This is a genomic window from Halarcobacter anaerophilus, from assembly GCF_006459125.1.
Lineage (GTDB): Bacteria > Campylobacterota > Campylobacteria > Campylobacterales > Arcobacteraceae > Halarcobacter > Halarcobacter anaerophilus.
Genome location: NZ_CP041070.1, coordinates 1869987 through 1888528 on the forward strand (window position 1 = coordinate 1869987; position 18542 = coordinate 1888528).

An 18542-nucleotide genomic window follows, 5' to 3' on the forward strand; every position below is an offset into this window, starting at 1 on the left:
TATATAACGTTGGAATTGAAAAACAAGGAAAGATATCACTTGTTTGTTCAAAACCATTTAATTGTTCTACTTACGATTATAAGTTTGAAACCGCAAGTATCTCCTTGTTTTTTTCCAAAGTGTTGTTATGTGATTCTTACACATTAAAATCACTCATAAGGGTCAACACACAAAGATTTTAATAACATTTTTATTTCATCTAAAGTTGTAAAACTTGAATCTATTAAATATGGATTATTTTCATCATTATCACATCCAATAGATTTATCTATTGTAATATTCTTTTTAACTATATTATTATCAACAAAAATATCCATATTTTTATTGATATTATTTTTTGTAAATTTACATACTTTTTCTAAACCTTGTTTAGAGAAATAAAGATTAAAACTAAAATCTTTATAAGCAACTCCTCTGATATCTTTTATATCATCACAAGAAAAATTTAATTTTTCTTTTCCTATATTAAAATTTAAAGTTCCTTTTTGTTGTATGACCTTTTTTTCTTTTGGATATTGTATTACATTTTTACAATGCTTAAAAGTATTTATGAAAGCATCTATGTTACCTGTTTCTGAGTGAAGAATCATTCCTGAATGTTCTCCTTTGGGTAGTTTTTTATTTCCCATCGGTTCAGTAATTTTTATGGGCTTAAAAATCACTTTATCATTTGATATTAACATTAAATCTTTATTTACATTATTTTTAGTGAATTGATATATCTTATTTGCACCTTCTTTGGTATAATCGATATCAGCTGTGTAGTTACTGATTTTTTTAATATAGTTAACATCTTTACATTCTAAAGTCACTGATTCATTTTTTATTATGAAATGATTAAAAGAATGTGCTAACAATAAATTAGATATTAAAGTTAAAAATAATAATGATTTCATTTTAATAAAACTCACATCTAATTATTTGTCCAGTTCCAAAACTTTTTGCACTAAAACTAATGTTTTGTATATTTCCATCATATGGAAAATCTTTTTTATTTGGTCCATTAAATTCTATTGTTTCATTAAATAAATGAATTCTAAATTTAAATGGAGATTTTATGCTAGATTCTGATGAAACTTTTATTTTTCTAGTTCCAGAGGAACCAAAAGGAGGTTTATCCATCTGTATTTCAGGACCCCAAGTCATTGGTCCTGCATAGACTTTGTAAATCTTTGGGCTGTTATCATATATTGGCCAAACTCCTGCCATATCTAATCCTTAAAAATTAATTTTAATGGATAGTTATATTTTAACACAATGTTTATTCACATAACTATTTATTGAATCCACATTATATAAATAAAGTACTTAAATCTACTTATTTATTATATATTTAAAAAAGAGCTTAATTTAAGTATATTTATAAAAAAAGATTACAAATTATAATAATTTTTATATATATTTTTATTATAGCTTATAATTTCTTTTTTTATTTTATATTGATATTTAGAGCTTTAATATACATAGTGTATGTTAAATACAAAAACATTCAGGAAGTATTATTTACCTACAGATTGCTTAATCTTTATGTCTGTTTTATATTGACCTAAAGAATATACAGACCAAATGGCAGCTGGAATCCAACCAAGAAGTGTAAGTTGAAGAAGCAAACAAATAAAACCTGAAATTGGCTTTCCTATAGTAAAAAAGTTTAACCATGGAATTAAAATTGCTAGTATAAGTCGCATAATGTTCCTTTTAATTGAGATTTATAAGTATAAAATAAATAAGCTTAAACTTTATATGTTTATTAATTATTTATAATAAATAAATTTATCACTTTATTTTAGCTATATAAAGTTTTATTTGAAATCCTAGTGTCGAATATCTATTTCCAATTATTCATTATATAGAGTTTGTAATATATTTTAAATCTCTTTCCTACTCAATTAGTTTTGACCTTTTTAGCTTGATTAACCATTAGAATAAATAGCAAAAAAATTCCTAAGATTAAAGATATTGTACACATTCCATACACATGCCCTGGCCATATTCCTAATGGTGCATAATAATCACATTGAAATCTCATTTCAATATGTTTAGGAGCTGCATATAAATAAAATATCCCTGAAGCGATTGCAAAACTAAGAAAAAACCAAATAAGAAGTAATATTTTTGTTATTTTAAGTCTTCCAGATTGTCCTAACACTTTTTCTCTAAATGCAACACTTAATCCAAGTAGTGTAATTGCTAATGTAATAAAAACTTCTGTACTTGATGTATATAAAGGCATAAATTCTTGGTTTATTAATGTATGATAGGCATAATTACTTAATTCTTTATTACTTAAAGAATTACATTGACTATAACTTTGTAATAATTCTATTCTTTCTTGCAAGGTCATTTAGTTTACCTTATATACAAATTTAATAATATTATGATTAATATTTTATCTAAAAAAAAAGAAAAGTCAATTTTATATTTAGAAAAGTTATTTACAAAAAAATAACTTTTCTTTTATTCTATTCCCACTCAATAGTTGCAGGCGGTTTAGATGAGATATCATAAACCACTCTGTTAATGCCGTCAACTTCATTGATTATTCTTCTTGAAATTGTCTCTAGGATATCATGCGGTATATATGAAAATGTTGCTGTCATACCGTCTGTTGCATCTACTATTCTTACGCATACAGTATTATCATAAGTTCTGTTATCACCCATAACTCCTACTGATTTTACATTTAGAAGTACTGTAAAAGCTTGCCATGTTTTATCATAATATCCTGTTGCTCTTAGAACATCAAGCATGATTACATCGGCTTTTCTTAGAAGTTCCAAATCTGCTCTATTCACATCACCCATAATTCTAATAGCAAGTCCAGGTCCGGGGAAAGGGTGTCTTCCTATCATATCTTTAGGTAAACCTAATTCAAGTCCCAATTTTCTAACTTCATCTTTGAAGATTTCTCTTAAAGGTTCGATAAGTTCGAAAGTCATCCAATCAGGAAGTCCACCTACATTGTGATGTGATTTGATTGTTTTTGAAGGTCCTTTTACTGAAACAGACTCAATTACATCCGTATATAGTGTACCTTGTGCCAAGAATTCTATTCCATCATGTTTTTTTGCTTCTTTATCAAATACTTCGATAAAAGTTTCACCAATAATTTTTCTTTTTTTCTCAGGATCCGTTACACCTTCAAGTTTTTTCAAGAAGATTTCAGAAACGTCAACAGTAATTAGGTTTATTCCTCTAGCTGCAAACATTGCTTCAACATCTTCTCTTTCATTTGCTCTTAATAATCCATGGTCAACAAATACGGGAATAAGTTGATCTCCTATTGCTTCGGCTAAAAGTGTAGCTACTACGGAAGAATCAACTCCTCCACTTACACCGCAAAGAACTTTTTTATTTCCGACTTTTTCTTGAATTTTTGCAATTTGCTCTTTTGCAAAAGAACCCATATTCCAAGTTGATTCACATCCGCAAATATATTTTGCAAAGTTTTTAAGGATTTTTGAACCCTCTTGAGAGTGGTAAACTTCGGGATGGAATTGAAAAGCGTAAATTTTTTCTTTCTCATTTGCAATAGCTGCAAAGGGTGAATTCTCACTTGTTCCGATTATTTCAAATCCACTTGCTAGTTTATCAACTTTATCACCGTGACTCATCCATACAATTTGTCCGTCTTTTGTATCTTTGAAAATATCACTTTCTTTTTCAAAAGTAAGTTTTGCTTTCCCGTATTCATGATGATCCGCAGGAATTACGCTTCCACCAAAATATTGAGAAATAAGCTGCATACCGTAACAGATTCCTAAAACAGGAATTCCCAGTTTAAAAACCTCTTTATCGGGATGGTAAGAATCTTTAGCATATACTGAAGCTGGTCCACCTGAAAGAATTATTCCTTTTGGTGTTCTTTTTTTTATATCTTCAATTTTTTCGCTAAAAGGTACTATTTCAGAGTAAACTCCGGCTTCTCTAAGCTTTCTTGCAATGATTTGAGTATATTGACTACCAAAATCTAATACAACTATTGGTACATGTTTCATAAAAAAGAATCCTTTGATTTTATTAAAAGTATCCGCGATTATATCTAAAGTGTAATTTGAAGCTTATTAATTTAAATTAAATGATTATAAGAAAAATATATAAAAAAAGGAGCCTCACTTAAAAGTAAAGCTCCTTTTATATTTTAGGTAATTAGTTTATTAATGCCCTATTCCTAAAACCTGATATTGTAAATACCAAATTGAAACAGAAGCGATATATCCTAAAAGAATAGTCCAAGCATATTTCATATGGGCACCGAAAGTATAAACTCCTTTAAGTTTACCCATAACTCCAACACCTGCGGCACTACCAAAAGAGATTAAAGAACCTCCGACTCCCGCAGTCAGTGTTACTAACATCCATTGTTCAAGTCCCATATCAGGATTTGCTTTTAATACAGCAGACATTACGGGAACATTATCAACAATAGCCGATAAAAATCCTACACTGATATTTGACCATGTTGCACCTAAAACAGACGGATCATAAACAATTACAGCTAAACCTAACCAACCAATAAAGTATAATGCTCCAACAGCAGCTAAAATACCAAAGAAAAACAGTAAAGTGTTATTCTCTATTTTTGCCATTGATTCAAAGATATTAAAGTGGTCTGAACCGTATTTCCTCTTAAGACCGTAAGAATAAACTTTTAGTAAAGACAGACCGAACATCATACCCCACATTGCAGGCATATGTAAAACTTGATGTGACATTACGGCACAAAAAATCGTAAATACTCCAAGAGCTATAACAACTTTTGCTCCTTCTGCCATTGTAGGTTTCACTTCTTTTGAAGCATCAAAGTCAGGTTGTGTATTTGGAACAAATCTAGCTAAAATAAAAGCAGTAAGAAGATATCCGCCTATTGAAGCAGGGAATAAAAATAGGAAATCTTGGAAATGTCCTTTTCCTGCCGTCCATGCCATAAGAGTGGTAATATCACCAAACGGAGACCAAGCACCCCCTGCATTTGCAGCGACAACAATATTTATAGCTCCCGGAACCAAGAAGTCTTTTCTTGTTTTTTCAATTGTAATTAAAACAGTCGATAAAATAAGAGCTGTAGTTAAGTTATCTGCTATAGGTGAGATAAAAAATGCTAGAAAACCTGTAACCCAAAAAAGTTTTCTATATGTATATCCTTTTGAGATAAGATTATATTTTAATCTATCGAATACTCCCATATGAATAAGTGATTCAATATAAGTCATAGCAACAAAAAGGAAGAAGAAAATCTCGGCAATTTCCAAAATCAAATGTTCTGCTTGGGTATGAACCAATCCCATATCCAGACTATTTAAACTATAATAAATAGCAACCAAAACAAACATAAATGTACCTATAAAAAGTGCCGGCTTAGCCTTGTCTATTTCATACTTCTCTTCCGCAGCTACAAAATAGTATCCAACAACAAAAATAAAAAGGCATGCAAAACCAACCCAAGTCATCGTAAGATCAGGTACAGTATGTGCAGTTGACTCTCCTGTACTACTTGCAAATAAAGCTAGAGATGATAACAATAATATCATCAGAATCTTTAACATTAATTCTCCTTAATAAAGTGTGCTCCAAGTGATTCTTTCCTATCAAGTGCAGCTTTAAGAATAGATTTTGCCGTAAGCAACCTTAAAAAAAGCAGTCTACCCACATCCTCTTTTAAGAAATCATTTATTTCATCTAAAGCCTTTTGCAATGATTTAAAATCCCTTACAATAGCAGCACTCTCCCACATAAGTCTTCTAACTCTATCTTTTATTTTTTTATCTATTTCTTTATTTCTAATATAATATTTTATCTCTTTCGTATACTCTTTTTCATTGATTTTAAAATCATTTTTAAGACTATAATTTACTGCAAGTTTTGAAAATACGATTCCTTCCAACATTGAGTTTGATGCAAGTCTATTTGCTCCATGAACTCCCGTACAAGCAGCTTCTCCTACAGCATAAAGGTTTTTCATATTTAAAACTTTTGAGTTTAAATCTGTCGCAATTCCACCCATTGAATAATGAAATGCAGGTGAAATAGGAACTTTTTCAAAAGGTAAATCATAACCGAAGTCATTAAACGTAGCATATATATTTGGAAATCTTTTTCTAAAATAGTTTTTATCGAATTTATCAAAAGAGAGAAATATTTTATGCCCTGTTTTCTGGTGATAATCAAAGATTGATCTGCTTACTACGTCTCTTGGTGCCAATTCACCGTCTTTGTGATAATCAAACAAAAATCTATAATTGTTTTCATCGACTATATAAGCACCCTCTCCTCTTAAAGCTTCACTTAAAAGAGTCTTTCTCGCATATGATGTGCCTTTAAATACCGTAGGGTGAAACTGCATCATCTCCATATCTTTTAAGATCAAACCTTTTTCAAGACAAATACCTTGTACTTCACCTGCTACGGTTGTAGAGTTTGTATGATATTTGTAAATTGATCCTACTCCTCCGCTTGCTATAATCGTATTGTGCGCATAAGCTATTTTTTCTTCTGTTTCACTTACGAAGTATTTAACCCCGTAACAAATATCATCTTGAATCAACAAATCATTTACCACGCAGTTCGTTTCTAGCCTATGCGGGAATTTTCCCATTAAAAAAAGATGCAGCATTCTTCCCGTTGCATCTCCGTCTGCGTGCAAAATTCTACTTCTGCTGTGGGCTGCTTCTTTTGTAAAAGCCAATTCGCCTTTTGCATTTAAATCAAATTTTAATCCATCATGAATCAAATTATCAATAGAAGCTCTTGAATTTTCGCTTAAAACCGTCACAGCTCTTTTATCGTTGTGAAAAACTCCTGCAACCATAGTATCTTTGATATGTAAAGGTATATCCTCTTTATCAACCGCAGTTGCAATTCCACCTTGAGCATAAAATGTATTACACTCCCAAGGCTCTTTTTTACATAAAATTAGAACTTTTTTTGTTTTAGGGATCAAACGAGCCGCATTTAATCCTGCAACTCCCGAACCTATAATAATATAATCGTAAACCATTATTTTGATACTTCCTGTTTGTCATCTACATAAGTTGGAGGTGCTTTGTATCCACATCCGCTTAAAGATAATAAAATTCCTGCTATAATTACAACATGAAAAAATTGAATGAAATACTTTGTCATCTTAAAAATAATCCTGAATTCAGAAGAATTAATACACAAAAGACAATTCAGAAGATAATTGAATTACTTCCTCTTAAAATGAAGAAAGGGGTCAAATTCGCCTATATTAGGAATCAAATCTTCTTTTTTGTATTAACACATCCTGTTTATAAAATGGAGTTTGAGTATAACAAGAGTTTAATAAATGACTTATTAAAAAAATCTAACATCGCAAATATTGATGAAATACGATTTTTCGTAACAAACAAAATAGAAAAAAAAGAAAAGCCTTATGAAACACCAAGCAGTTACCAAGAGCGTTCTTACGGTATATTTGAAAACTCAATCAAAGATGAAAATTTACATGAAAAGTTTGAAGAGATAAGACAAATTATAAAAAACTCTTAAACTCTTTTACTCTTTGCTTATAATCTTTGCAATAAAGTTCAACCAAAGCCCAAAAAGATTTAGAGTGGTTTTTATGTGTTATATGTGCCAATTCATGAACAACTACATACTCAATCAAAGAAATAGGAAACTTCATTAATAAAATATTAAAATTTAACTCGTTTTTATAATTGCAACTTCCCCAAGTTCTTTTGTTTTTTCTAAATTTTATTGCCGTGGGTTTCAAATTCATAAGAGAAGAGTATTCCAAAACTATTTTGGGAATCAGTTTTTTAGCCTCTTGTTTATAAAAACCATCTATATTTCTCTCATCTAAATTTTTATGTTTAATGCCTAAAAAAAGGAATTCATCATCATTTAGCAGATTTTTGTTCATCTGCTCTAAGTTTTTTTCAATCCAATCTTTTTTGTTTTTTATTAAAAGCTTTGCATCATCCAATGAGAAGTAACTATGAGAGGTAATAATTATCAAATCATAAGATTTAAGTCTTAAATAAGTATGTTTTTGACCTCTTTTTTTTTGTAAATTTACGGTAACCGTTCTATTATTAATATATGTTGAAAAATTCAAACTAATCCTTAAGTAACTTTTAGATATAATCCACGAAATATTATGTCTCATAATATTAACATATTGAAAATTATTAGAGGGAAAAACTAATGAAAATTGCGCAGAGAATGGAGAATTTATCTCCGTCAGTAACAATGGCTATTACTGCTTTAGGTAGAGAACTTAAAGCGCAAGGTAGAGACATTTTAAGTTTTAGTGCCGGGGAACCGGATTTTGATACACCTGATGTTGTTAAAAACGCTGCTATTAAAGCAATAAAAGACGGTTTTACGAAATATACAGCAGTTGAAGGTATCACTGAAACAAAACAAGCAATTATAAAAAAACTAAAAAAAGATCACGGACTAAATTACGAACCTGCTCATATTGTTATAAGCAATGGAGCAAAACACTCTTTATTCAATTTATGCCAAGTTTTAATTGAAGAAGCAGACGAAGTAATTATCCCTGCACCTTATTGGGTAACATACCCGGAACAAGTTAAATTTTCAGGTGGAGTACCTGTATTTATTGAGACAGATGATTCATCAGACTTTAAAATAACAGCTAAACAGTTAAAAGAGGCTATTACGCCAAAAACTAAAGCTATGATTTTAAATACACCTTCAAATCCAAGCGGAGCTGTTTATTCAAGAGAAGAGCTAGAAGAGATTGCGGAAGTTTTAAAAGGAACCGATATTTTAGTTTGGTCTGATGAAATGTATGAAAAAATCATGTATGACGGAAAAGAGTTTACAGCTGCTGCTTCAATCAGTGAAGATATGTACCAAAGAACTATCACAATCAACGGATTAAGTAAAGCAGTTGCTATGACAGGATGGAGATTTGGATATATAGCAACTCCTAAAGTTGAAATTGTAAAAGCTATGACAAAACTTCAAGGTCAAGTAACTTCAAATATCAACTCTATCACTCAACATGCTGCTATTCCTGCACTTCAAGGCGATGCAGATGCAGATATTGAAATGATGAGAAAAGAGTTTGAAAAAAGAAGAAATATCGCTGTTGAATCTTTTAACGCTATCAAAGGTTTAAGTTGTGTATCTCCACAAGGAGCTTTTTATCTTTTTGTAAATATAAAAGAGATTTCATCAGATTCTATGAAATTTGCAGCCGATCTTTTAGAAGAGAAAGGTGTAGCTGTCGTACCTGGACTAGCTTTTGGTATGGAAGGTTATTTTAGATTCTCTTTTGCTACGGATTTAGTAAGTATTCAAGAGGGGATAAAAAGAATAAAAGATTTTATAGAAAAATAGTTTTAAAATGACAGCACAAAAAAAAGCCACCGTCGTATCAAGTAGTGTTGCCGCACTTTTAACCTTACTTAAACTGGTTGTCGGGATTGCCAGTGGATCGGTTGCAGTTTTGGCTTCTGCAATTGATTCTGTTTTAGATATGTTTGTATCTGTATTTAACTACTTTGCAATTAATAATTCAGAAAAACCAGCAGATGAAACTTTCAATTACGGACGTGGAAAGATAGAAGCACTAGCTTCTGTTATTGAAGGAACAATTATCAGTATATCGGGTATTTTTTTACTCTATCAAGCAGTAGAAAAAGCCATAAAAGGTGAAGTTTCTCACTACTTGGGAATATCTTTAACCGTAATGATTATTTCATTGATTATTACCGTATGCTTAGTTCTTTTCTTAAACAAAGTTGCAAAACAAACACAAAATATGGTTATAAAAGCCGATGCTTTACACTATAAGACCGATGTTTATACAAACTTGGCTGTTTTGATATCTTTAGTACTCGTAAATTTTACTGGAATCGAACTAATTGACGTAATTGTAGGTGGCGGTATCTCTATTTTTATTATCTATTCTGCTTATGAACTAATTCAAGAAGGAGTTTTAGTTTTATTAGACAGAGCAGTAGATGAAGAGATTGTCGAAAAAATCGTTAAAATAATTGAAGCCGAGGATAGAGTAAATACTCACCATCTTTTAAAAACAAGAGAAGCAGGCAATCAAACATTTGTTGACGTACATTTAGTTTTTGATTGTCTAATTACACTTATGGAAGCCCATAGAATAACAGATAGAATTGAAGATAAAATCAAAATGATAGATCTAAAAAGAGACTGGATTATAAATACTCATATGGATCCTTATGATGACTTTGAAATAAACGATTCTACTGAAAAAACTTGCTCAATAGAGTAAAAAATATTTCTTTTATAAAAATAATCTGCTTACAGTTATAGTTTAACTTTATATGATATAATCAAATAAATAATATTTTAATTTTGGAGTTTACTATGAACAATACGGAAAACATAGTTGTAGGAATTGATGCTACAACATCGAGTATAGAGATACTTAAAAGAGCTATCCAATTAAGCAAAGAGAAAAAAGCAAAATTAATGCTAATCCATGTAATAAATCAATCATGGTTTAAAAAATTATTTCCTCATGTTGATACAAAAGAGGTAAAAGAAAAAATAGAATCTAAACTTGAAGATTTGTTAGAAAATGAAAGAATTGAAAAAAGTGAATATCAAATTAAAATCGTAGAGGGAAATCCTGCCGATGAAATTGTAAAATATGCAAAAGAGTTAAAAAGCAAATTGATTATAATAGGAGCAAACTCAAAAGAGGATTTCACTACTAAATTATTCGGTTCTACAGCTCATAAAGTGGCACAAAACGGACCTTGCCCTCTTCTTATAGTAAAAAACAGCTGCCAGGCTGAATATAAAAATATTTTGGCTTTTACCGATTTATCCGATATTTCAAAAGAGAGTATACTTTTTGCAAAAAACTTTTTTGATAAAACAGATATAAAATTAATCCATGCCTACAAACAACTAACTGATTTTGTAATTTCATTTTATAATGCTTCCCAAGACCAATATATTGCAAGAAAGCAGCTAAAAGAGGAAGCAAAAGAGGATTTTGATACTTTTGCAAAAGAAGTAGAAATTACAAATAAAGAACTTTTGGAATCTTATTTCAATGTTACTGATATTTTAAAAGAAAAAGCAGAAGGTGAAAAAGCAGATTTGGTTGTATTAGGCTCAGCAGGAGTAAATAATGCAACATCAGCTTTACACGGTTCTGTTGCTGCATATTTAATGGAAACTTTAGATTGCGATATTTTACTTTTTGTTGAGTAATTTATAAAAAGTTTCAACAAAAAAACAGTGTGATAAGGGCTTAGTCTAAAACTTCTAATTAAGTCAGTTATCACACGATTTTAGATATTATCTTCTCTTAATTAAGAACTAAAACAGATTATAAACCTCTTTATTTTATTAGGAAAGAAAAATTAATATATGGCACTAATAGACTTACAAAACATAAATAAACAATATGATGTAAAAGTTATCTTAAAAAATGTAAACTTCACTTTAACCCAAGGTCAAAGAATTGCTGTTATAGGACAAAACGGGCAAGGAAAATCAACACTTTTTAAAATAATTATGAAACAAGTAGAACCTGATTTAGGAGAGATTTCTATTGATAAATCAATAAAAATAGAGATGCTTGACCAACAGCCTAAATTTAAAGCAGGTATAAAAGTCAGAGAAGCTATTGAAGAGCAGTTAACAGAACTTAAAACTGCTAAAATCGAATATGAACAAATCACAAATCAACTTATGAGTGATTATGAAAACAGTGAACTTTTAAAAAGACAGAGTGAACTTGCTACTTTTATCGAATTTCACAATGCTTGGGATTTGGATAATATGATTGAAAGGGTTTTAGAAGAGTTCCAGCTAAAACAGTATGAACACAAAGATGTAAATCTTTTAAGCGGTGGAGAACAAAGAAGAGTCTGCCTAGCAGGCTTGATTTTGAAAAAACCCGATGTTTTATTACTTGATGAACCTACAAACCATTTAGACGTTTATATGGTTGAATTTTTGGAATCTCTTCTTTTAAAAAATAATTTTACTCTACTTTTCATCTCACACGACAGATATTTTATAGATAATATTGCTACTTGCGTCGTAGAAGTAGAAGACGGAAATCTAAAAAAATTCAACGGAGGATACTCTTCATATTTGGAACAAAAAGCTCAACTTTTGGAAAACATACAAAAAGAGCATGAAAATCTTCTAAGACTCGTAAAAAGAGAAGCCCACTGGATGCAAAGAGGAGTAACGGCAAGAAGAAAAAGAAATGAGAGAAGAAAATCGGAATATTTTGAATTAAAGAAAAAAGCGAAATCAAATCCTTCTATCATAAGAAAAATGTCTTTGGAACTTCAAAGAGAGCAAAAAGCTTTTAACTCTCAAGAAAAACAGCAAAACAAAAGAAAAATGCTTTATGAGTTAGATAAAATCTCAAAAAGTTTGGGAGATAAACTCCTAATAAAAGATTTTTCAAGCAGGATTTTACAAAAAGATACTATTGCAATAGTAGGACCAAACGGCAGCGGAAAATCTACTTTGCTTAAAATTTTTATGGAAAAACTAAAAGTTGACAGCGGAAAATTTAAAAAAGGCGATTTCAATATAGGATATTTTGATCAACAAAGAGAGATGCTAGATGATTCAAAAAACCTAATGGAGACTTTCTGCCCAAACGGCGGGGACAGAGTTGTTTTGGATGACGGCAGAAATATGCATGTTTTTGGCTATCTTAAAAACTTTCTTTTTCCAAGAGAGTATTTAGATAAAAAAATAGGCGTATTAAGCGGAGGAGAAAAAAACAGAGTTGCCCTTGCACTTCTTTTTACAAAAAAAGTAGACTGTCTGATTCTTGATGAACCGACAAATGATTTGGATATTCCTACAATAAATATTTTAGAAGAGTATTTACAAAACTTCCAGGGAGCTTTAATATTTGTATCTCATGACAGATATTTTGTAGATAAAATTGCAAAAAAACTCTTTGTGTTTAAAGGTCAAGGTTTGGTTGAAGAGAGTTTTCAACCCTATACGGAGTATTTAGAGATTGAAAAAGAGTTAAGAGAGTTGGATGCTTTTGAAACTCAAACTTCAAAACAAAATAGTAAAAACAGTTCTTTGGAGCAAAAAAACAAAGCTCAAAACAAACTTTCATATAAAGACCAAAGAGAGTATGACTCTTTACCAAAAGAGATAGAAGAACTTGAAGAAAAAATAGAAAAGATAAACAACTGTTTATCAAACCCTTCTTGCTATGAAGAAAAAGGTATAGTAGCAGTTTCAAAAGAGTTGGAAGAGGCAGAAAATATATACGAAGAAAAAGTAGAAAGATTCCTTGAATTAGAGGAATTGGTTGAAACCTTTAACTCAAAATAAGATATAATCTTACTAAATACAGCATTAAAAAAGGACGTTTAATGAGTTTAAAACAACAATTAAAAGATGATTTAAAAGTTGCAATGAGAGAAAAAAACATTGTAAAAAGAGATTCAATCAGAGCAATAAATACTATGATAAAACAGATTGAAGTAGATGAAAGAAAAGATTTAAATGACGCAGATGTTATAAAATTGATTCAAAAAGGTATAAAACAAAGAGAAGAGTCTATAGCTCAATACAAAGAGGCAGGAAGAGATGAACTTGTTGAAAAAGAGCAAGGACAAATTGATGTATTTAACGAGTATATGCCAAAACAATTAAATGATGAAGAGTTAGAAGCAGGACTAAAAGAGATAATTGCAGCAGTAAATGCTCAATCGATGAAAGATATCGGTAAAGTAATGGGACAAGCTACCAAAAAATTTGCCGGTGTTGCAGACGGAAAAAGAATTAATGAAATGACAAAAAAAATCTTAGGATAAGATAGGATTTCAGTATGGATTCAAAAGTACAACAAGTAGTAAAAGAGACCATTTTAAACCTTCATAAAAAAGGAATTCCAGCAACTCCGAGTGAATATCAAAAAGAGTTCTGTGAAATATCTAAAGTTTATGATTTTTCCGTACAAGAGTGTGAAGTTTTTAAAAAATTTGTAGAAAAACTTAGTAAAAATGAACAAATTGAGATTAAGAATAAAGAGATCGCTACTTTTGAAGATTTGATTCCAATTTTATTAAACAGAGTATCAAAAGAGAATCTGGACTCCCTTGCAAAACTTTTCCAGCAATCTATAACTCCTTCAATCAGTATTGATATAGATGAAGATCTGCATAAATTTTCCGTAAAAATCGGTAATTCCCCTGCTCTTATGTTTGAAGATGATATTCAAAAAGAGATGCAGAATTTTATTACTAAAAGATTTGAAGCCGATAAAAAAGTAGTAAAAGAGAAAACGGCAGAAATTGCAAAAATGCTGACTTTGATGGGACAATATTTCAGTGATGCCATTCAAAGCAGCGGAAACGGTTCAAAAGAAGTTTCCAATATAAAATCAGAAATTCAATCTATGGATATGCAAGCACCCAATATAGAGACATTGACAAACTTACAATCAAAACTTATAAGTGCCGCAAAATCAATAGAAAATGAGATGAGTAATGTAGGAGAGAAACTCTCTTCGGGGAAATCGGAAGTTGAAACTTTGGAACAAAAAGTAATCCAACTTCAAGAAGAGCTGGAAAAAACAAGACAAGAGAGTATTAAAGATCATTTGACAGGACTTCTTACAAGAAGAGCTTATGATGATGCAATAAAAAGAATAGAGAATAATTTTATTCGAAATAATACTCAATATGCCATTGTTTTCTTTGATCTTGACCATTTTAAAAAAATCAATGATAGTTTCGGACATGAAGCAGGAGATGTGGTTTTATCTACTTTTGCAAAGGTTTTAGGAAAAAACACCCGCGATTTGGATGTTGTATCTAGATATGGAGGAGAAGAGTTTGTTGCAATTGTTCATTTTAATTTAAAAAGAGAGTTGCTTAAATATTTAAAAAGAATAAAATCAATTATTCAAGAAAACAACTTTTTATATAAAAATAACAAAATACACGTAACCTTTTCAGCAGGAGTTGCAATAAGAAACAACCACAGCAGTTATGACAGTACAATTCAAAAATCCGATATGCTCTTATATCAGGCAAAAGAGAGCGGCAGAAATAAAATAATTTTAGAAGATGGAACGGTTATTTAAATTTTTACTGCTTTTTACTTTTTTAATCTCTTACGGTTTTTCAAAAGATTTAACTTCCGAAGAGATTAAAAAACTTATCGGTCAAACTATTATTATAGGATTTGACGGAACAAAACTAACAAAATCATTAAAAAATGATATCGATAAATACAATCTTGGAGGAGTAATACTTTTTAATAAAGATTATAAAACCAAACAAACAAAAAATATAATAAATCCGACACAGCTTAAAAAACTTACGACCCAAATACAAAATTATTCAAAATATAAAATACTTATTTCAATAGACCAAGAAGGAGGAAAAGTAAGTAGACTAAATCCAGACAACGGTTTTAAACTTTTTCCAAGTGCTAAAGAGATTTCAAAAAAAGATAAGACAGAGGCAAAAAAAGAGTATAAAAACTTGGCTTTAATGCTCAAAAAAGAAGGATTCAATCTAAATTTTGCTCCGGTTGTAGATTTGGCTAAAAATCCGGACAATAAAGTTATAGTAAAACTACAAAGAGCTTATTCAAAAGATGTTAAAGAAGTAGTAAAATATGCTTCAATCTTTATTCAAGCACAAAAAGAAAATAATATATACTCCGTATTAAAACATTTTCCCGGGCACGGCTCTTCAAAAGCAGATTCCCATAAAGGTTTTGTGGATATTACAAAAAGTTGGAGTAAAGAAGAACTTCTTCCATACAAAGAACTAATAGAAAAAGAAGAAATCAACTTTATAATGACAGCCCACGTATATAATAAAAATCTTGATGAAAAATATCCTGCAACACTCTCTTATAAAATAAACACAAAACTTCTAAGAAAAAAATTAAAATTCAAAGGTTTAATTATAAGTGATGATTTACAAATGAAAGCAATAAGTGATCATTATAGTTTAAAACAAAGAATAAAACTGGCAATCAATTCAGGAGTAAATATTCTGCTTTTCGGAAACCAGTTGGATAATACAAGTCTGAAAGATATTGTTGAAACTATTTATGAATTAATATTGGAAAAAGAGATTGATTTATCAAAAATTTTAGAAACAAACAGATTAATAAATAAAATTATTGATAAGAAAGAATTGCAATAATAAGAGTTTGAAGACCAAGAAGAATCCATATGATTTTACTCATGTTTTGGTCAAAATATTTGCTAAAATTTTTCCAAAAATCCATTTATCACCTTTAAATATAATTTTACACTCTTTTTTTCATAAAATCAAATAATTAGCCTTTCAACTTTTTTGTAGGATTTGGTATAAGATTTGTAGAAATTGGTCTTCAAAAAGTCCCCTATTGCTCCTATAATTCACCTACAAAATTAACAAAAAGGACAAAATAGATGGAATTTTCTTATCATAATCCAACAGGAATTGAATTTGGAAAAGGTAAAATAAAAGAGATTGCCAACTTAATTCCAAAAGACAACAAAGTATTAGTTGTTTATGGTGGTGGTTCAATCAAAAAAAATGGTGCTTATGACCAAGTAGCTGAAGCTTTAAAAGATCATGAATGGTTAGAATTCGGTGGAGTTGAAGTAAACCCTACTGTTGAAACGATGAATAAAGCAGCCCAAATCGTAAAAGCTGAAGGTGTTGATTTTATTTTAGCAGTCGGTGGAGGTTCTGTTATCGACGGTTCAAAATATCTTGCTGCGGCATCATTATATGACGGAGATGCATGGGATTTCTTAGACGGTACTGCAGAAGTTCAAAAAGCTTTACCTATCGGAGTTATTTTAACACTAGCTGCAACAGGTTCTGAATCAAATAACCTAACAGTTGTTTCAAGAAAAACAACTGATGAAAAAAGAATGTATTTTTCTGACCACTCTTACCCAAAATTCGCGGTACTTGACCCGTCATTTATGGGAACATTAAGTGACAGACAATTAGGTAACGGTTTAGTTGACGCCTTTGTTCATATCTCTGAACAATATTTAACAAAAACAAATGATGTATTAGTAAATGACGGATATGCTGAAACTTTATATAAAGGTTTAGTAACACTTGCACAAAAATGGGATGAAAGAAGAACCTTATGGTGGCAAGAAAACTTAATGTATATCTGTAATCAAGCGTTAAATTTCCAATTGGCTAACGGTGTTTGCCAAGATTGGTCAACTCACTTAATCGGACATGAATTAACTGCATTTTACAATCTAGATCACGCGAGATCACTAGCAGTTATCTTACCTCACCTTTTAAGAGAAATGATTGAAGAAAAACAAGAGAAATTAGCACAATTTGGTAAAAACGTATTTGGAATCGAAAATGACAATGAAGCTGTTATCAAAAAAATGGAAAAGTTATTTGAAAGCGTTGGATTACCTACTAAATTAACTGCATATGAAATTGATGATAAAGTAATTGAAAATGTTCACGGTGCGTTTAAATCTCACGGTTACTTAGAACTTGGAGAAAACGGAACAGTTACACTAGAAAAAGTTGCAAATATCTTAAATAGATCAATGGCAGCATAAAACTCACCTTTTGTTCTCCTAAACAAAACTATAAAGAGGTTTTTGCCTCTTTTGGTGAATATCCGAAATAACTTTTAAAATCTCTGCTAAAATGTGAAGGATTGTCATATCCTAGCTCATTTGCAACATCTACTACTTTATAATCATATTTTACTAAAAACTCTTTTGCTTTTGTAAGTCTTATTTTTTTGATATATTGCAAGGGAGTATGAGAAGTGATTTTTTTAAAATGATTGTGAAAAGAAGATACACTCATATCACAAACTCTTGCAAGTGTTTCCATATCATGATTTTCATTATAGTTGTCATGAATTATTTTTAATGCTTTTGCGATTTTTGATTCAGTGTTCTCTTCCAAAAACATTTTATGAAGCATTTTTGCATTTTTTCCTATGGCGATTCTGTAAAACAGTTCTGTTAATACACCTTTAGCCAGAATAGTCGATTCTTCTTTGGATTCTAAGATATCCAATAGTTTTGAAGTAATATCCTCAATCTCTTGTGTTACTTTATCTGCAAAAATACCGAAAGTACTGTTGTTTTTATTCTCAAAAGTTCTGGTGTTTAGTTTTTCGATAATATCATACATAATTTTTCTGTCAAGGGAGATAAGCAGACAAATAAAAGGTTCTTCTTTTGTAGCATAAGTCTCACACTCCAAAGGCAAAGTAGTAGGAACAACTAAATAATTGTCACAGTCAAAAGTGAAACTGTTGCTTGCCAAATTTGCTATTTTTTTACCTTGAAGAACTAAAATCAGACATACATCGTAAATCAAAGGACTTTTAGGCTCATAAGTTTGCGTTTTAAAAACCTTTACACTATCTAAATTTGTATCATGTACTCCATCTTCTATATATAATATTTTTCTATTTTCTATAATGCTTTTTTTCATAATAAATCTCTGTTTTTATAATCGTGTAATTTTAGTACAATAATGTGGTGAAAAGGATTAAATTTTAATAATAAAAATAGAATATAAAAATCGTTAAATCTC

General features: G+C 30.1%; 19 protein-coding genes. 9 read left to right on the forward strand and 10 right to left on the reverse strand.

Annotation, left to right across the window (positions count from 1 at the left end; all coding sequences use genetic code 11):
- Positions 1-149 precede the first annotated feature (149 nt).
- From AANAER_RS09260 to AANAER_RS15085, 8 genes are all read right to left on the reverse strand, one after another.
- Complete coding sequence (locus AANAER_RS09260) at positions 150-896, reverse strand: hypothetical protein (protein ID WP_129080985.1); 747 nt, start codon at positions 894-896, stop codon at positions 150-152.
- A 1-nt stretch (position 897) separates the two neighbouring features.
- Positions 898-1209 (reverse strand): hypothetical protein, encoded by a 312-nt coding sequence (locus tag AANAER_RS09265; protein WP_044418314.1) that lies wholly within the window; start codon positions 1207-1209, stop codon positions 898-900.
- A 290-nt stretch (positions 1210-1499) separates the two neighbouring features.
- Positions 1500-1688 carry a YqaE/Pmp3 family membrane protein gene (locus tag AANAER_RS09270; protein WP_044418312.1) on the reverse strand — a complete coding sequence of 63 codons (189 nt, stop codon included), beginning with the start codon at positions 1686-1688 and terminating at the stop codon, positions 1500-1502.
- Between the two features lie 197 nt (positions 1689-1885).
- Positions 1886-2344, reverse strand: a complete 459-nt coding sequence (locus tag AANAER_RS09275) for a hypothetical protein (RefSeq protein WP_129080986.1) — start codon at positions 2342-2344, stop codon at positions 1886-1888.
- A 118-nt stretch (positions 2345-2462) separates the two neighbouring features.
- Positions 2463-3998 (reverse strand): glutamine-hydrolyzing GMP synthase, encoded by a 1536-nt coding sequence (gene guaA, locus AANAER_RS09280; protein WP_129080987.1) that lies wholly within the window; start codon positions 3996-3998, stop codon positions 2463-2465.
- Between the two features lie 159 nt (positions 3999-4157).
- Positions 4158-5546 carry a sodium:proton antiporter NhaD gene (nhaD, locus tag AANAER_RS09285; protein WP_044418307.1) on the reverse strand — a complete coding sequence of 463 codons (1389 nt, stop codon included), beginning with the start codon at positions 5544-5546 and terminating at the stop codon, positions 4158-4160.
- Positions 5546-6997, reverse strand: a complete 1452-nt coding sequence (locus AANAER_RS09290; protein WP_129080988.1) for an L-aspartate oxidase — start codon at positions 6995-6997, stop codon at positions 5546-5548. Before AANAER_RS09290 ends, nhaD begins: the two co-directional genes overlap by 1 nt.
- Entirely contained in the window at positions 6997-7122 is a 126-nt protein-coding gene (locus AANAER_RS15085; protein WP_164969307.1) for a lipoprotein, read from the reverse strand. The genes AANAER_RS09290 and AANAER_RS15085 overlap by 1 nt, the downstream gene beginning before the upstream one ends.
- 153 nt (positions 7123-7275) lie before the next feature.
- On the opposite strand from AANAER_RS15085, the gene AANAER_RS15090 reads away from it, so the two are divergent.
- Positions 7276-7509: a hypothetical protein gene (locus tag AANAER_RS15090; RefSeq protein ID WP_228711111.1), complete on the forward strand. Its 234-nt coding sequence runs from the start codon at positions 7276-7278 to the stop codon at positions 7507-7509.
- Here the strand turns inward: AANAER_RS15090 and AANAER_RS09300 are convergent.
- A complete protein-coding gene (locus AANAER_RS09300; RefSeq protein WP_129080990.1) occupies positions 7493-8080 on the reverse strand; it encodes a M48 family metallopeptidase in 588 nt (195 codons plus the stop codon). The two genes, AANAER_RS15090 and AANAER_RS09300, sit on opposite strands and share 17 nt — an antisense overlap.
- Before the next feature lie 89 nt (positions 8081-8169).
- On the opposite strand from AANAER_RS09300, the gene AANAER_RS09305 reads away from it, so the two are divergent.
- From AANAER_RS09305 to AANAER_RS09340, 8 genes are all read left to right on the forward strand, one after another.
- Positions 8170-9336 (forward strand): pyridoxal phosphate-dependent aminotransferase, encoded by a 1167-nt coding sequence (locus tag AANAER_RS09305; protein WP_129080991.1) that lies wholly within the window; start codon positions 8170-8172, stop codon positions 9334-9336.
- A 7-nt stretch (positions 9337-9343) separates the two neighbouring features.
- Positions 9344-10249: a cation diffusion facilitator family transporter gene (locus AANAER_RS09310; protein ID WP_129080992.1), complete on the forward strand. Its 906-nt coding sequence runs from the start codon at positions 9344-9346 to the stop codon at positions 10247-10249.
- A 95-nt stretch (positions 10250-10344) separates the two neighbouring features.
- Positions 10345-11202 carry a universal stress protein gene (locus tag AANAER_RS09315; RefSeq protein ID WP_129080993.1) on the forward strand — a complete coding sequence of 286 codons (858 nt, stop codon included), beginning with the start codon at positions 10345-10347 and terminating at the stop codon, positions 11200-11202.
- Positions 11203-11361: 159 nt separating this feature from the next.
- Positions 11362-13317, forward strand: coding sequence for a ribosomal protection-like ABC-F family protein (abc-f, locus tag AANAER_RS09320; RefSeq protein WP_129080994.1), 1956 nt, complete (start codon positions 11362-11364; stop codon positions 13315-13317).
- A gap of 41 nt (positions 13318-13358) precedes the next feature.
- Positions 13359-13802 (forward strand): GatB/YqeY domain-containing protein, encoded by a 444-nt coding sequence (locus AANAER_RS09325; RefSeq protein WP_129080995.1) that lies wholly within the window; start codon positions 13359-13361, stop codon positions 13800-13802.
- Between the two features lie 14 nt (positions 13803-13816).
- Positions 13817-15076, forward strand: a complete 1260-nt coding sequence (locus AANAER_RS09330; RefSeq protein ID WP_104412853.1) for a GGDEF domain-containing protein — start codon at positions 13817-13819, stop codon at positions 15074-15076.
- The gene (locus AANAER_RS09335; RefSeq protein ID WP_129080996.1) at positions 15060-16154 is read left to right on the forward strand and encodes a glycoside hydrolase family 3 N-terminal domain-containing protein; all 1095 of its coding nucleotides are present in this window, start codon (positions 15060-15062) and stop codon (positions 16152-16154) included. The genes AANAER_RS09330 and AANAER_RS09335 overlap by 17 nt, the downstream gene beginning before the upstream one ends.
- A 251-nt stretch (positions 16155-16405) precedes the next feature.
- Entirely contained in the window at positions 16406-17545 is a 1140-nt protein-coding gene (locus AANAER_RS09340) for an iron-containing alcohol dehydrogenase (protein ID WP_129080997.1), read from the forward strand.
- A gap of 28 nt (positions 17546-17573) precedes the next feature.
- Here the strand turns inward: AANAER_RS09340 and AANAER_RS09345 are convergent, their stop codons facing one another.
- Positions 17574-18440 carry an AraC family transcriptional regulator gene (locus AANAER_RS09345; RefSeq protein ID WP_129080998.1) on the reverse strand — a complete coding sequence of 289 codons (867 nt, stop codon included), beginning with the start codon at positions 18438-18440 and terminating at the stop codon, positions 17574-17576.
- Positions 18441-18542: the final 102 nt, after the last annotated feature.